We start from the raw sequence: 1,184 nt of genomic DNA, 5'->3' as shown, positions 1-1,184 counted from the left end.
GGCCTGGTGACCACCGCCGGACTGCTGATCCTGGCCCGCTGAACCGGCCGGCCGCCGACGGTCCCGGCCGGAGTGAGCCACCCCGGCCGGGCTCGGCTCAGCTGCGCGACGCCAGGTCGCCGCAGCCGGTCTCGTCGGGCAGCAGCGGTCGCAGCGCGACCGTCCAGCGCTTCCCGCCGGAGGTCCACGGGGTCGCCGCGTTGGCCGTGCCGGCGGCGTCGAGCAACTGCCGTACCGCCGCGCCGGTCACCGTCACGCAGCCCAGCCCGAGGCCGTCGCCGATCGATTCACCGGGCAGCTCGGGGCCCGGCCAGGCCACCTCCGCCTGCTTGCCGACCTCCCCGCCGGCGGTCCACTTCTGGGCGACGGCCACGACGGCGGTCGGCTGGTACGGCTGCGGGTCCGTGCCGGACAGTCCGGTCAGCTTCTCGGCGAAGGCGCGCAGCCGGTCACGGGCCGCCCGTTGCTCGGCGCTCAGGCCGGACTCGGGGCCGGTCGCCTCGGCGAGGGCGTAGACCTCCAGTTCCTCGGTGCCGACGGGGCCGCGAACGGTGAACCGGGTCGAGGCCACATCGGTGATCGACGGGGTACCGAGGTCCTGGGCGGTGCCCACCCCGGCGGCGCGGGCCTGCGCGACCAGCTCAGCCACCGCCCCGGCATCGATCTTCGCCACCTGGACGTTGGGCAGGGCCGGTCCCGGGTACATGGCGGGGACCGGCCCGTCTGCGATGACCCGGCCGTCGCCGTACACGCTGACGGCGGGCAGCCGGGTCGCCAGCGTGATCGGCGACACGAACCCACCCGTGTACGCCATCCGGACCACCGGCACGTCGTCGGGATATGCGGCGGCGGGCTCGCCGGCGCCGGACGGGGCGTCCTGCTGGGCGCAGGCCCCGGTCAGCAGGAGCAGCGGTAGGACCGCCACCCGCATGCGTCGAAGAAGTGTCATGGCACTGCGACGCAGCCGGCGGCCGAAGGGTTCCCGTCAGCGCGACGGAGGCTGCCCTTCGGCGGGGACGGCCACGGCCTCGCGTAGCAACCGGCGGGCCAGGACGACCCGGTCGGCGTCGTCGTCGAGGCCGGGCAGGTCGCCGACGCGGGTAACCGCGCCGGTGAGCAGCGCGCGCAGCGCCGGCTCGCACCCGGCGGGCAGCGTCAGCACCCGGTCGAACAGGCGCAGCGTG

Annotated in this window: 1 protein-coding gene and 1 pseudogene; both read right to left on the bottom strand. The window is 76.0% G+C overall.

The annotated features are described in order from the left end of the window. Positions 1-97 precede the first annotated feature (97 nt). Positions 98-949 carry a hypothetical protein gene (locus tag MCAG_RS28420; RefSeq protein ID WP_036375648.1) on the bottom strand — a complete coding sequence of 284 codons (852 nt, stop codon included), beginning with the start codon at positions 947-949 and terminating at the stop codon, positions 98-100. Positions 950-985: 36 nt separating this feature from the next. Beyond that, positions 986-1,184 (bottom strand): annotated as a pseudogene (locus MCAG_RS31590) (cupin); the annotation flags it as partial.

Source organism: Micromonospora sp. ATCC 39149 (genome assembly GCF_000158815.1).
GTDB lineage: Bacteria > Actinomycetota > Actinomycetes > Mycobacteriales > Micromonosporaceae > Micromonospora.
This window is presented reverse-complemented; position numbering and strand designations above follow the sequence as displayed.